The sequence below is a fragment of the Nostoc sp. JL31 genome (assembly GCF_017114965.1).
GTDB classification, from domain to species: Bacteria; Cyanobacteriota; Cyanobacteriia; order Cyanobacteriales; family Nostocaceae; genus Nostoc; species Nostoc punctiforme_A.
In genome coordinates, this window is record NZ_JABXKO010000067.1 from 1 (window position 1) to 14,904 (window position 14,904).

General features: G+C 39.0%; 9 protein-coding genes and 2 pseudogenes. 4 read left to right on the plus strand and 7 right to left on the minus strand.

Annotated features, from left to right (window positions below; all coding sequences use genetic code 11):
* Positions 1–69: 69 nt before the first annotated feature.
* A complete protein-coding gene (locus tag HWQ43_RS15665; RefSeq protein ID WP_292735387.1) occupies positions 70–396 on the plus strand; it encodes a hypothetical protein in 327 nt (108 codons plus the stop codon).
* Positions 393–2,582 (plus strand): annotated as a pseudogene (locus HWQ43_RS15670) (xanthine dehydrogenase family protein molybdopterin-binding subunit). The gene HWQ43_RS15665 and the pseudogene HWQ43_RS15670 overlap by 4 nt, the downstream one beginning before the upstream one ends.
* 67 nt (positions 2,583–2,649) lie before the next feature.
* Here HWQ43_RS15670 and HWQ43_RS15675 read toward each other — a convergent pair.
* Positions 2,650–2,790, minus strand: coding sequence for a hypothetical protein (locus tag HWQ43_RS15675; protein ID WP_292735366.1), 141 nt, complete (start codon positions 2,788–2,790; stop codon positions 2,650–2,652).
* A 690-nt stretch (positions 2,791–3,480) separates the two neighbouring features.
* Here HWQ43_RS15675 and HWQ43_RS15680 point away from each other — a divergent pair.
* Positions 3,481–3,888 carry a hypothetical protein gene (locus HWQ43_RS15680; protein WP_292735369.1) on the plus strand — a complete coding sequence of 136 codons (408 nt, stop codon included), beginning with the start codon at positions 3,481–3,483 and terminating at the stop codon, positions 3,886–3,888.
* A 119-nt stretch (positions 3,889–4,007) separates the two neighbouring features.
* Positions 4,008–5,189 carry a sulfate ABC transporter substrate-binding protein gene (locus tag HWQ43_RS15685; RefSeq protein ID WP_292735372.1) on the plus strand — a complete coding sequence of 394 codons (1,182 nt, stop codon included), beginning with the start codon at positions 4,008–4,010 and terminating at the stop codon, positions 5,187–5,189.
* A gap of 203 nt (positions 5,190–5,392) precedes the next feature.
* On the opposite strand, the gene argJ is transcribed toward HWQ43_RS15685, so the two are convergent.
* From argJ to HWQ43_RS15715, 6 genes and pseudogenes are all read right to left on the minus strand, one after another.
* On the minus strand, positions 5,393–6,556 hold the full coding sequence (argJ, locus tag HWQ43_RS15690; RefSeq protein ID WP_292735375.1) for a bifunctional glutamate N-acetyltransferase/amino-acid acetyltransferase ArgJ: 1,164 nt from the start codon (positions 6,554–6,556) through the stop codon (positions 5,393–5,395).
* A gap of 248 nt (positions 6,557–6,804) precedes the next feature.
* Entirely contained in the window at positions 6,805–8,319 is a 1,515-nt protein-coding gene (locus tag HWQ43_RS15695) for an ATP-binding protein (protein ID WP_292735378.1), read from the minus strand.
* A gap of 14 nt (positions 8,320–8,333) precedes the next feature.
* Positions 8,334–10,310, minus strand: coding sequence for a PAS domain S-box protein (locus HWQ43_RS15700; RefSeq protein ID WP_292735381.1), 1,977 nt, complete (start codon positions 10,308–10,310; stop codon positions 8,334–8,336).
* Between the two features lie 679 nt (positions 10,311–10,989).
* A pseudogene (locus tag HWQ43_RS15705) lies at positions 10,990–12,447 on the minus strand (AAA family ATPase); the annotation flags it as partial.
* Positions 12,448–13,030: 583 nt separating this feature from the next.
* Complete coding sequence (locus HWQ43_RS33780) at positions 13,031–13,177, minus strand: cytochrome P450 (RefSeq protein WP_366932834.1); 147 nt, start codon at positions 13,175–13,177, stop codon at positions 13,031–13,033.
* Between the two features lie 58 nt (positions 13,178–13,235).
* Positions 13,236–14,651, minus strand: coding sequence for a DUF4157 domain-containing protein (locus tag HWQ43_RS15715; RefSeq protein ID WP_292735384.1), 1,416 nt, complete (start codon positions 14,649–14,651; stop codon positions 13,236–13,238).
* Between the last annotated feature and the right edge of the window lie 253 nt (positions 14,652–14,904).

The following is a 14,904-nucleotide window of genomic DNA, read 5'->3' on the forward strand; positions in this document are numbered from 1 at the left end:
AGTTTACTTTGACGCATTCATTGACCTTGCTACAATTCATATCTGGATTAACAAAATATTATTAGTGGGATAGGTTCATATAAGTCCCATTATTTAAAAGTAAGGGATCGAGCTTCTTACGAATTTGCTCTCGTTTCTGTAGCTGTTGCCTTAGATATAGAACAAGACACGATAAAATCAGCACGCCTCGCTTTTGGGGGAGTAGCACCCAAACCTTGGCGTGCAAGGGATGCTGAGGAATTTCTCAAAGGAAAAGCAATTAACGAAGATATCTTTACAGCCGCAGCAGAAACAGCCGTCAAAGAAGCAAAACCGCAAACACACAATGAATTCAAAATTGAGTTAGTCAAACGCGCTTTGATCCGCGCACTCTCAGTTGTGGCAGAAAAATTATGAATAAAATTATTGGGAAACCACTCGATCGCGTTGATGGTAGGCTGAAAGTAACGGGAGAAGCACCTTACACAGCCGATGTGCCAATCGAGAATTTAACTTATGGAGTGATTTTTCAAAGCGCGATCGCCAGCGGTAAAATTATCCAAATAGACACAACAGCAGCCGCAGTCTCCCCTGGTGTGCTAGATGTCGTTACTTACCAACAAACCCCATCTCTAGTAAAAATACCTTTCTTTGGCCCACCACAACCTCAGTCAACTGAAAAAGACCATAATATCTACTACGATGGTCAACATCTGGGAGTTGTAATTGCCCAAACTTTAGAAGAAGCCGAAACCGCTGCCTCTAGGATACAAATTATCTACGAAGAAGCCATTCCGACAGTCACAATGGCACATACAGAGATATTTGAACCCGAATCAATATTTTTTGGCACGATACCAGCTAAAATCACCAGAGGAGATGTTGAATCGGGGAAAGTACAGGCAGATGTCTTGGTAGAGCAAGTTTATACTACGCCAATAGAACATCATAATCCCCTAGAACCTTCTGCAACGATCGCGATGTGGTCAGGAGATAATTTGACGCTTTATGAAACCACTCAAGGCGTTTCTGCAACCCAAAACCGAATCGCATCTATTCTGAATATTCCCGAAGAAAATGTTCGCGTCATCTCCAAATATTTAGGCGGCGGATTTGGTTGTAAAGCACTGCTGCGATCGCATACGATCTTAGCAGCGATCGCCGCTCGGCAAGTAAAACGCCCAGTAAAAGTTGTGCTAACGCGATCGCAAATGTATACAGCTTGCGGCCACCGTTCTGAAACTCAGCAGCAGCTAACGTTAGGTGCAACCAAGGAAGGCAAACTAACTGTAATCGAGCAAATTGGGACATCTTTAACTTCCCTGTTTGATGACTTTGCCGAACCTGTGGGTGCAGCAACAACGATGATGTACGCCTGTGCCAATTTGGAAATTAAATACCGTTTGGGACGCATCAACGCCGGCACACCAACCTTTATGCGGGGACCAGGAGAAGCGCCGGGAATGTTTGCCTTAGAATCGGCAATGGATGAACTGGCATACACCTTAAATATTGACCCAATTGAACTAAGACTGAGAAATCATGCAGATATCGATCCGCACAAAGGATTACCTTGGTCAAGTAAATCTCTGAAAGAATGTTATCAAAAAGGGGCAGAAATTTTTGGATGGGCACAACGCAATCCAGTTCCCCGTTCCCTGCGAGATCGTCATTTCCTGATTGGTTGGGGAATGGCAAGTGCGACATTTCCCACCAATGCTAGAACTGCATCAGTCAAGGTAGAAATTTTTGCTACTGGAGAAGTAAAAGTACAAAGTGGTACTCAAGACATCGGTACTGGTACTTATACAGTGATGACGCAGGTAGCTGCTGAGGTATTGGGATTACCAGTGCAGTTTGAATTAGGTGATACCAATCTTCCCAAAGCCCCAATGACAGGGAACTCAATTACCGTTGCCAGCGTTTCCCCGGCCGTGCATCAAGCCGCGATCGCCGCACGGGATAAGATAATTAAAATGGCGATCGTAGATGCAAATTCTCTGCTTTACGGTTCGTAAACAGAAGATATTACCGTTGAGTCAGGGCAAATATTTTCAAAACAAGACCCATCGAAGCGAGACAGCTACAGCGATATTCTGCGCCGTCATGGATTAGAAAGTTTAGAAGTTACAGAGGAATCCTCACTCAATCCAGAGAGCCAACAATACGCTAAACATTCATTTGGGGCGATATTTGTCGAAGTTGCAGTTGATGAATTGTTAGGAGAAATTAAAGTTAGACGTTGCGTAGGCGTTTATGATGCAGGGCGAATTCTCAACTTCAAGACAGCGCGGAGTCAAGTTATCGGCGGAATTACCTGGGGAATTGGTATGGCGCTGATGGAGAAAACTGTCATGGATACTAATCAGGGCAGAATAGTTGGTGCTAACCTTTCCGATTACCTGATTCCGGTTCATGCAGATATCCCCAATATGGAAGTGCAATTTATTGAAGAACACGATCCTTATGTGAATGCACTAGGAACCAAAAGCTTGGGGGAACTTCCGATTGTTGGAGTAGCGGCTGCCATATCTAATGCAGTTTATCATGCCACAGGTAAGCGGATTCGTAATTTGCCAATTACACCAGATAAGTTGCTGTGAGTGATAGGACTTACGCACACTCTACGAATTATTGGTGTTCTTCTCTAATGATATCAAGTCTGGGTAATTAGTTATGATTCCCACGTTTTTCTCCTTCTTGCGATCGCGAGTTTTGAGTCTGTTCCCTGGTGGGTTGAGCCATCAGCATTACTGTTAAAGGCGTTAGACAAATACCCAAAGCCAAAAAACTGCTGAAAAATTTTTTCATAAAATAACAGGTAGCTGTTTTTCATTGGGTTTAACAGAAGCTGTGATTATCAACATCGTGATGTTTGTCAGGAATGTCGCAATGTTTCGTATCAACATCGTGATGTTTGTCAGGAATGTCGCAATGTTTCGTATCAACATCGTGATGTTTGTCAGGAATGTCGCAATGTTTCGTATCAACATCGTGATGTTTGTCAGGAATGTCGCAATGTTTCGTATCAACATCGTGATGTTTGTCAGAAATATCGCAATGTTTGTGAGGAACATCCCAATGTTTCTTGTTAATATTGTGTTTATCGTTAGAAACGTCAAAAAGTTTAGGGGCGTATATCTATGCCCCTAGAGATGAATTGATTCACATCCCCTCAACTTACCTGCACAGTCTTTTCTCATAGTTCCCCTGCAAATATTTTTCGGAGATATCTGGACAATCTGCAAAACAGCGATCGCTTTTTTTGGAGCTGCGATCGCAATTCAGGCAACGTTATGGTTAATTAAAATCATCAGTGATACGGTAGTCTCTGCCAGCCAATTACTAGTTAGTCGCATCATCTCTGCAACTCAACACAAACGCTCATGGACAGCTAAACGGCTCAAATCTCTAGCTGAATTTAGTTCTGGACAACTGCGTTCAGTTGATTTTCTGCGATCGCTAGTCAATGAAATAGTAATAGTATCCTGGGTTTTAATAGTGATATTTTGGTTAGCTCGTTGGCAAGGCGTTACAGATGCACGACGAGACGCTGGTCAAAACTCCACTTTGCCCGTTGTAGCCTTAATTACACCGGAAGAAAAGTTTGCTGTAGGACGCAAACTTGATGACATATTTGCCGATCCGTCTTTGAAAGGCTACCGCATTATTGGCGATCGAGGTCTATTCGAGGACTTGCGAGGCAGAAAAGATAATGATATCAGCAATCCAAAGCAGCCGAGAGTGTGGCGCTTACTTCTAGAACGTGGCGGCTGGATTTATTTGTTTCCAGCATTGCCCCCAAATGCAAAACCTAATGAGCTACCCTTAGTGTTGGCGATCCAAGAAGCTGACAAGGGACATATTATCATTCGCAGTCCAGAAGTTACTAAAACTACTTCTCCTTAATATTTTGAATAACTTGTTTAAATTTAGGTTGATAAAAAATATTTTTGTTTAACCACCGTTTTATAATGACCCTTTACAGGATCTCGTTTAAAATACTACAGATTCAAAGGAAAAATTTGATGAACCAGTGGCAACCTACTCTTAAACTCAGGAGATATTTAACTCAATTAGTTTCCACTTGTATTGTTAAACCTTTGCAGGCTATAAAACCGTGGTGTATACAACCAATCCAAAGTTGGTTCTATAGATATACTTCGTGGGGTATTGTCTCTCTATTTTTAGCTGGAATTAGTTTGAGTATCCTGTTAGCTGCTTGCTCTTTACGTAATGTCAATTACACTGGTAATACTAGCGCAGTTTCTCAGCCTAATGTAACCTTAACGTTTGTTTCTTACTCAGTTACTAGCGCAGCATACGAGCAAATCATTCCCAAATTTATCGAACAATGGAAGAAAGAACACAACCAAAACGTCACTTTCAATCAAAGCTATGATGCGTCAGCTTCCCAAACCCTTGCAGCGGTGATTGAGGGTAAGGAAGCTGATGTGGTACATTTGTCACTTCCCCTTGACATTAATAAACTTGTTGAAGCGGGCTTTATTCAACCAGGTTGGGAAAAAGAAGCGCCTAATAATGCAATTGTTACCAAATCTGTAGATGCGATCGCTATTCGTGAAGGTAATCCCAAAAATATTAAAACTTGGGAAGATTTGGCAAAAGATGGCGTCAAGATAGTTACAGCTAACCCCAAAACTTCTGGTGCGGCTCGTTGGAGTTTTCTTAATCTCTGGGGTTCAGTGATAAATACTGGCGGAAATGACAATCAAGCAATAGACTTTATTTCTAAAGTCTATAAGAATGTACCTGTGTTACCTAAAACTGCTCGTAATGCCAGCGACCTATTCTTCAAACATGGTCAGGGTGACGTTTTGCTCAACTATGAAAAAGAGATGATTGTATCGACGGAAAATGGTGAAAAACTTCCATATATTGTACCTGATATTAATATCTCCATCGATAATCCTGTTGCTATTGTCGATAAAAACGTTGATAAACACGGTACTCGCTCTGTTGCAGAAGCATTTATCAAATTTCTCTACACCCCAGACTCGCAACGAGAGTTTGCCAAATTGGGATTTCGTCCCGTTAACCTAGCGATCGCCAAAGAAACAGAAGCCAATTTTCCCCAAATTAAAACTATCTTCAAAGCTGAAGATTTAGGAGGATGGGACGAGATTCAGGCAAAATTCTTTGATGAAGGTACAATCTTTGACAAGATTCGAGCGAAAAAGTCAACTTAACCTTAAAAGGGCAATGAGAAATCGTCCCCCACTAATTGACCCTTCCTTATCTACAAGACGCTACGCTCTTTCTTCAACGCCAAGCGCAATGAATCAAAAGCCCTCACCCAAGTTTGGGAGAGGGACTTTGAAATTCGCTCCCATTCTCCCAATTTTGGGAGAAGAGATTGAGGGCAAATTTTGCATTTGTGCAAGAGGTTTAATCAAGTTGAGTATTTACCATTAATTTCTATATAACCCTCTGAAAGATCGCAACCCCATACAGTTGCAGAGGCATCGCCAATATTAAGGCTAACATGAATATCTACTTTATCTTTAGACATAATTTGCCGTAACTGTTCTAGATTTTCCTCAGTTAAGCTACTAGGATAAACTTTCACATTATCAAAACTAATAACAACTCTTTCTGGATTGATATCCTGTTCATTTTCACATTTGCCTATAGCCATAGCAACTCGTCCCCAATTCGGATCTGCTCCATAAACAGCAGTTTTTACCAATGGTGAATTTACAATTGATTTAGCTACTGTTTTAGCTTGTGCATAGTTAATCGCTGAATCTACAGTTACCTCAATTATCTTAGTAGCACCTTCTGCATCTCGTGCAATTTTCAGCACTAATTCCTGTGCAACTTCTTGCAATGCACTAGCAAAATCTGGTTCTGAAACTTCACCGGCTAAACCATTAGCTAGAATCACGGCGGAGTCACTAGTAGAAGTATCCGTATCTACACTCAAGCAATTAAAAGTTTTATCTATAGTAGAACGAAAAATAGAACGAAGGCTATTTGCAGAAATTGCAGCGTCAGTAAAAAAGAAAGTTAAAAGGGTAGCCATATTAGGCTCAATCATGCCAACACCTTTGGCAATTCCTACTAGCTTGGCATTTCCTATTTGCCGTGTAGCTAGTTTAGCTACTGTATCGGTGGTCATAATCCCACGAGCGGCGGCATGAAAATCAGCATCAGTCAATTTTTTGCCCAATCCTAATAAACCATTTCGGATTTTTTCAATGGGGTAACGTCTGCCAATTACACCTGTAGAAGCTATCACAATATTATGTGTAGCAATTCCAGTTTCAGTTGCAACTAATTGCAGAACTTCTTGGGCGTCAGCAATGCCAACAGAACCATTAGCTACATTTGCATTTTTAGATATAATGACAATTGCTTGTGCTTGTGAATCTTTTAAATTATCGCGGCTAATAGTAACACTTGGCCCAGCAAAAAGACTTTGAGTGAAGACTCCATCTGCAACACAAGGAACTGATGATTTAATAAATACAAAATCATCAGTTGTATCTCGTATTCCCAAATTAGTGATGAATGTACTAAAACCTTGAGGTGTGGAAGATATAGTTAATGACATTTTTCGATATTTAATAATTTGCTTTAATTATCTCATATCAAGTTCGGTTAATTACTCCTCATAAAATCTATTATTTCCGGTTGGGTTAGACGGCAGTGAAACCCAATCGGAACAACAATCAATTTTATTAAGTTTTAATATCAAAAATCTATTATTTCTCGAAAATAATTTGCTAAGTATCCAAATCTTTGACAACAAAAAAAAATTTGCTCCCCAAACTCACCTAGCAATTTATGGATTATCAAATGCTATAAATCAGTTAATGTCAGAGTGAATGTAGTCCATCCATTGCCACTTTCTACTTTAATGTTTCCTTGCAATTGTTCGACTAATTTCTTTACTATAGATAAACCTAATCCCGAACCACCTTGATTCCAGATATCTGCATTGGGGAGACGATAAAATTTATCAAATATCTGTGGTAACTCTATTACCGGAATTTCTACTGAATTACTGACAGTAATAATTGTTTTTGCAGGTGTTTCTGAGGAATTGTGACTTACACTTAAGACAATTTCACCACCCGCAGGTGTGTATTTACAGGCATTATTGAGCAATTCTATTACGATGCGTTCCAAGCTAATGCCATCTGAGAATAGCGGCGGGAGGTTTACAGGGAGATTCACCTGTAGAGTTTGCTGATGTTCTTGAACACGAATTTGAAACGGCTCGATAACCCAAAGTAACCACTGTTGTAAGAGCAACGCATCAGGTGTAATAACTTGATAGGATGAGCTTTCTAGCCGTTGTAAGTCTAGTAGATCGTTAATTAATTCTAGTTCGCGATCGCACTCGCTTTCCATTAATTTTAGATAGCGTTGAGCTTCCTCAGTATTATTATATAGTTGTATCATTTGAATCATCATCTTGATATTACTCAGAGGCGATCGCAGTTCGTGAGAAACTAAATTCAAAAAGTCATTTTTGAGTTGATTTATATTTTCCCATTGCACCACAAGTTGCTCTTGCTCAATTTGCCTTTGACGTGCCTCAATCGCTCGTTTGCGCTCGGTAATATCTCGAAAAACTAATACAGCGCCTGTAATATTCTCTTTGTCATCTTTAATCGGTGCAGCGCTGTCATCAATTGGTATTTCTGCACCATCTTTAGTAATCAAAATTGTTTCTGCGGGGAGATTAACGATAGTACCATCTTGAAGAACTTTTATAATCGGACTTTCAACAGGCTTATGAGTTTCGCCATTAGCAATATTAAATACTTCTGAGGAATTTCTGCCACAGGCTTCTTCCTGCTTCCATCCAGTTAGATTTTCCGCAACCGGATTCATAAAAGTGATTAAATCTTGTAAGTCGCTAGCAATCACACCATCGCTGATACTTTTTAAAAGTGCATCCAGCCATTTTTTATTAACTTTTAATTGCCTTTCCAAACCATGTTTAGTCAAACTTATTTCAATATTTGTTTGTAGTTCTCTTTCTTTAAAAGGTTTCAGTAGGTAGGCAAACGGCTCAGTTATCTTAGCTCGTTCCAATGTATTATCATCTGCATAAGCAGTTAAATAAATTACTGGAATATCCAAACGCTTATAGATTTCTTCAGCAGCTTCTATGCCGTCCATTGAGCCTTTAAGCTTGATATCCATCAGTACTAAATCTGGAGATATTTCTATTGCTATATTAATTGCTTCTTCTCCTGAAGAAGCGATAGCAGGCACTGTGTAACCAACTTTTTTAAGTCGATATTGTAAGTCTTTGGCAACAATAGCTTCATCTTCCACAACTAAAATTTTTGCGTTTTTCATCTTTTGTTAATTATTTATGGTAAAGGAAATATCACTTGGTACTCTACTCCAGTAGCACTTGTAATATTCATATTTCCTGCTAGTTGATGGGTTAAAGCATCTACCAATTCCCATCCTAATGATGCGAGTTTTTTAAAATCAAAATTTGGTGGTAAGCCAATACCATTATCACTAACTATCAGTCTTAAATTATTGTTAATTTCTTTTTTGATTTCAATATTAATTACACCATTCCTATCCTTGGGAAATGCATATTTTAAGGAATTAGATACAAGCTCATGGATAATTAAGCTACAAGGAATTGCTGTATCTAAACCGAGAAAAATACAATCTTCAGCATTTATTGCTAAAGCGATCGCATCTTCATTGACTTCATAAGCAGTAAATAAACTTGCTACCAAATCTCGAATATATTCACCAAAATTAATCCTTGCTAAGTCTTGAGATTGATATAATTTTTCGTGAACGAGAGCCATTGATGCAATCCGCTGTTGGCTTTGTTGAAATATTACCAAATCTTCTTGGTCTTTGATATAGGCAGATTGCAGGTTTAGCAGACTGGAAATAACCTGTAAATTATTTTTGACCCGATGGTAAATTTCTTTTAATAACACCTCTTTTTCTAATAGTGATGCTTTAATTTGTTCTTCCCACTCCTTGCGTTCGTGCTGTGCGGCTTTCCGTTCGTTAATATCTTCTATCACAGAAATAAAATACTTTGGCTCCCCATTAGGTTCGTGCATTAAAGACACAGTGAGATTAATCCAAACTAAAGAATTATCTTTGCGAAAATAGCGCTTTTCCATCGAGTAAGTTTGAATATTATCTGCTAAAATCTGCTCAACATATTTCAGGTCAGTGTTAAGATCGTCCGGGTGAGTAATATCTTGGAAAGTTAATAACTGTAATTCTTCGAGTGTGTAACCGAGAATATCGCAAAGCTTCTGATTAACGAACAACCAGCTTCCATCGATTGCGACATGGGCAATGCCAACAGCAGCTTGATGGAATGCAGCCCGAAATCGCTGTTCGCTCTCTCGCAATGCTTCTTCTATTCGCTGGCGTTCAGTAATTTCTGTCTGTAATGATTCGTTGATTCTTCTTAACTCTCCTGTCCTTTTCTCAACCATGCTTTCTAATTGGTTAAGTAGGCTATTTAGTGTCTCCTCTGCTTGCTTGCGATCGGTAATGTCAGTATGTGAGCCTGCCATTCGTACTACATTACCATTTTCATCCCACTGTGCTTGCCCTCGATCTAAAATCCATTTATAGGTGCCATCTTTACATAAAATTCGATACTCGGTTATGTAAAACGGTGTTTTCTGAGCAAAGTGATCTTGAACCGCTTGTTGCACCCGCTCAATATCGTTCGGATGCACTCGTGTTACAGATTCATTTAAATGGTTAGAAATTTCGTGGTCTTCGTAACCGAGCATTTCTTTCGAGCGAGGTGAGAAGAAAACTTCATTGGTTTTAACATTCCAGTCCCAAATTCCATCCTTATTGCCGCGCAAAGCTAATTGCCAGCGTTGTTCGCTTTCCCTCAACACCTCCTCAGTCCGTATGCGTTCAGCAATTTCTTTTGCTAGCTGGTAGTTTGCAGCCTCTAGTTGAGCAGGACTCGGTAGAGCCAGCGCCTGTGGTATCAATGGTACAAGCTCTATAGCCGTTAATACGGAGACAAAAGCGGTGATAGCTTTGAGAAACCCTGATAGCCAATAGGTAGGATACCAAAGCGTCCATATATCCATTAAATGAGTTGTGCCACAAGCAACGATGAATGTGCCAAACATTAGGAATATCCAGCCGAAAGGCATATCTCGCCGTTTACGAACAAAATAAACCAACATCACTGGAATTGAATAATAAGCAAGTCCAGTTAACACATCTGAAATCAGATGCAACCACACCAATCCTGGTTTCCAGAGATAGCAATGTCCGTGGGGAATAAACTGGCTAGTAGAGAAAAAATTATCTAAAAATTCCATCATAAAAACCTATACATTGCATAAGTCTTCACTAAAGCCTGAAGTGCCAAAGAAGAGGTTTTTAGCCTCAGACCTCTTGTAGATGCGCATACGTCTAGAGAGTGGCTCTCATCTTCTAAAAAAGAACTAAGTTTGGCATTTCTCAGAGTTTTACCGTACTAGTTTTAGGCTATAATCGATTATTAGCTTCAGTTTGTACATTCTGTGTTCATCATCTTTTCTGAGTTTTTTAATCGGAATAATATAAGATTTATGAAAATTAAATTACCGCGATCGCTTTGGTTATTGTTACCGTATATCCTCTGAAATCAGCCATTTACATATATAAAAACCTTCAAAAATCACAGTAATATTTCGGTTATATAATAATCTAATTATAATCTAATTGCATACGTGTATTTACGGGCTAACTCGACTCAGTTTGGGTAGGTCAGCACTATTAATCTGTCATATACTGTCCGGTTAAAGATTTATCATTAACACCCAAGAGAGCAGGGGAGAAGCTCACGCTCAAGATTTGGAGACAGAGCAACTGGCATTAGATGAGGCTGAGACAGCAAATCACAGACTCCGTACCGTAAGTAAAATTATCAGGAAGAGAACCTAGCCATCAATAAGTGTACTTATAATAAAAACTCTTGTAGCCAAACTGTTTATCGCTATATACAGAGCCATAATTTCCTTCACTCATTAAAGATTGCAAGAGTTTTAATGAGGCAGAATCAATCCATTGTAAATCATCTAAAAATATCACTAATGGATGTTCTTTTTCAGTAAATAATTCAATAAATTTTTGCAATAGTAAATTAAATCTATTTTGTGCTGCAATGCCTGATACTGCTGGCACAGGAGATTGTTTACCAATAACAAGTTCTAACTCTGGAATTACTTCAATAATTACCTGGGCATTATCACCTAATGCTTCAGTAATTTTATTTTGCCATTGTTTGATTTGTTGATCGCTTTCACTGAGTAATTGCCCCATCAAATTGCGGAAAGCTTGCACAAATGCCGAAAAGGGGATGTTCCGATTGAATTGGTCAAATTTGCCCTTAATAAAATAACCGCGTTGTTTGACAATTGGTTTATGAACTTCATTAACTACCGCAGTTTTCCCAATACCGGAAAACCCTGCAACTAAAATCATTTCGCTGTTTCCAGCGGATACTCTCTCAAACGCTTCTAGTAGTTTCTCGACTTCCGTTTCTCGACCATATAATTTTTCTGGAATAATAAATCTGTCACAAATATCTCTTTTGGCAATTTCAAAATATGTAATTGTTCCGGTTTGTTGGATTTAATATAAACATTCTTCTAAATCATGCTTTAATCCCAAAGCACTCTGATATCTATTCTCAGCATTTTTTGCCATTAATTTCATAACGATATCAGAAAATACCTGGGGAATATCTTCTCTGTTACCCAATACAGTAGGCATTTTGGCAATGTGACAATGCACCAACTCCATTAGATCGTCTGACTGAAAGGGTAATTTTCCAGTCAGCAATTCGTAAAAACTCACACCCAAAGAGTAGAAATCGCTGCGATAGTCTACCCCTCGGTTCATGCGCCCAGTTTGTTCGGGAGATAAATAAGCAAGGGTTCCTTCTAATAAATTAGGATTAATTATTGTTTGAGTTTCTCTGGGAAGAAGAGAAGCAATACTAAAATCGATTAATTTTACTTTTTTTGTTTCGGGGTGAATCAGAATATTTGCGAGTTTAATATCTTTATGAATAACATCATGACAATAGAGATAATTTAAGGTGTCGCACAGAGATATTGCAATTTGTAAAAACTTAATTTGATTTTGTGGTTCTCCCCCCATCTTCCCCTCTCTCCCACTCCACTCAGAAAGGGATATTCCCCCAAAGTCTTCCATTACCAACACATAGCCATTTTGATAGGGTTCCAAGCTGTAAGTTTGGATAATTCCGGGATAGTTGAGATTTTTGGTAATGGTGTACTGATTTCGAAATTGTACGAGTTCGCTAAAGCTAGGATAAGGATTTTTCAGCAGTTTAATCACCACTGGTAAGGAGTCAGTTTCCCGATATCCCCGATAAACTAGAGTTCGAGGACCGTTGTAAAGTTCTTCGCTAACTTCATAACCGAGAATACTGACTTGGGTGCTAAACATACTATGTTTATCCTTTTAGATTTCTTCACTACTTCTCTATTATCAATCATTCAAACTCTCACTGCATTGGTGGAATTAATGATATTCTTATCAAGAAATAAAGAATGAAGAATCTTCTTAAATTTTAACTAGCAATAAAATTCTAGAGAGATTAATAAATATCAAGTTAAGCTATTTCATAAAGATGAATTTTTAAGCAAAGCTCAAATATGTAGAAAATTATTTATTTTATAATTTTGAGTCACCCATACTCCTGCGTCCAATCAAGTTATGTGTAGCATCCGAAACTTGTGACTGATACAAAAATCTTGAAAATAATTGGACTTCTTATATAATTTACATAATTAAATATTGATTTGGCAATCTTTTATAAGATTAACCTTAAATACAAAAAAATCAAACAGAGCGTATAGTAATTCTCGGAAAAGTGAAAACAACTACAGGGTAAATCCGCAAAGTTTATTGCAAACTGCTGTCAGATAAGGAAGTTGAGAAATAAGGAGCGGGTCGGGGTATTTAAACATTGTAATTCATACAACAGTTTCTGATAGACTTCTGGCTGTTGATGAATTCAGTACAAAGCCTAAGCGAGGGCAGTAGCAGTAGTTTCGTGACCAGCATTGAGTAAAGTTAAGAGGTTATCTCTTAATTCGGCATCGCTCATGCTCTTGCCATTTTCATCTTTTGCTTTTATCAGCAAGCTTAGAATATCGAAATGACTCGATTGCACTTGTTGGCGGTGTAAACGCGAAAATTATTAGCAGATTTGCGTTATGGTGTTTTCGCTTCTATTGTTGAGTTTGAACCTCTACCTTTGCATCCGATTCATCTCCACTTTGAGAAACTTTTTCTGGGCCGCACTGTACCGGAGTTACTGCTGTACCCTGAGTGAGTCCATGTTTCGTTGTGGTGTCGTAGGCGTTGTTATCAGTATTTGCTTGGGCGTAAGTATCGTTAAAAATCTTGTCAGATGCTAAGGTTGTTTTGCCAAGAAGCTTTTTGTGTAAATCTTTAAAAGCCTTCTCGTCAATACTAATGTGCCCATTCTCGTGTGTATCAAGAGCGCTATAAAACCTTGCCCATTCTTTTTTAACGGGTTCGCATTGTTGGTCGAGTTCCGTCCAGATGGGCATTGCCTTAGTTTCTGTTACTAAAATATCTGCTTCGTAGACAATTTCATCGGATTGATCTTCTGCTTGGTAAGTTTTGACATCTTTTGTGGGGGCACAAGTAACACTGCCCGCTTCGCCCTTTCCTTGTGATGTTAAGTTTGTAATTGCTTCGGTAATATTTTTTCCCGAAGCAGTAATTGTGGTATTATTTTTGTCAATTTTAGTTGTCCCTTTTTTGGGCGGCATACCACTAGATGTCTGTTCAACAGGGGCTAGTGCTGTAGATGCATCGCTTTGTTTCTGCACTTTGCCTGTCTGCTGTACTACATGGGTTAACTCATGGGCTGTCAACTCGTTATTACCAGGTGATTTCTCGGCGCTAAAGTAAACATCATTACCATGAGTAAAGGCCTGCGCTCTCAATGACTTATTCATCTGCGTAGCATTGGAGTCAGTGTGTACTCGCACATTGTCGAATTTACTACCAAAGCGTGGTTCCATAAAGTCTCGCACTTCGGGAGATAACGGGCTTCCTCCACCCTTACTATTATTTAACTGACTTTCAATATTGTCTTGGGTCTGAACGCTGTTATCACTAACGCGTTGTAGCGACAACTCGGTTTGTCCTTCTTGTTTTTCTTGCTCACAATCTGCACATTCTCGTTGTACTATATGTGAATCTATTCCACCGATATTTATATTTGACTTAGGTCTAGGTAGAAGCATAATCTGGTCAGCTGACTGGGTGGCTGACTGCTCATACTGGTCCTTTGGCTGGCTAACTATAAGTTGCGGCTGTGGACGACGCAAAGATATCCGACTAATGTCGTGAACAAGAGGCCTTTCTTTGATAGCTTCTGGTTCTAATGATTGCTCATTAGCAGACGAGGCTTCTTGAAGGTCGCCTGCTACTTCCATGACTGTATCGAGTGGAGTATTATTATTTGTTGGTAAACCAAAACCGCGTGTTGGATTGGCCAATGTGGGAATATTGGATGAGACAAGCGATGGATTCGTAAAATTTGATGTCCCGATGTGGGGTCGCTTCCATGTGGGTAAAGGCAAAGCGGCTTGTCTTTTAATGTCGCTCATCTCTCAATTCCTACATTTTCTAGATTAATTAGTAACCTCTTATCTATTGCATTCCAGTATCTTCTATACAAAAATATAACTATTTTATTGACATACTTATATATAGACTTTAGTCTAATTTTGTCATCATTAAGCTAGCAAATACTCAATAATTGACATCTAGTGAAATTAATTATGCCTTCTTCAGAACACATAATTAACCTGAGTTCGGGTTAAACATCTGAAGGTAAAAGCCACTCAAGTTGAAGGCTAG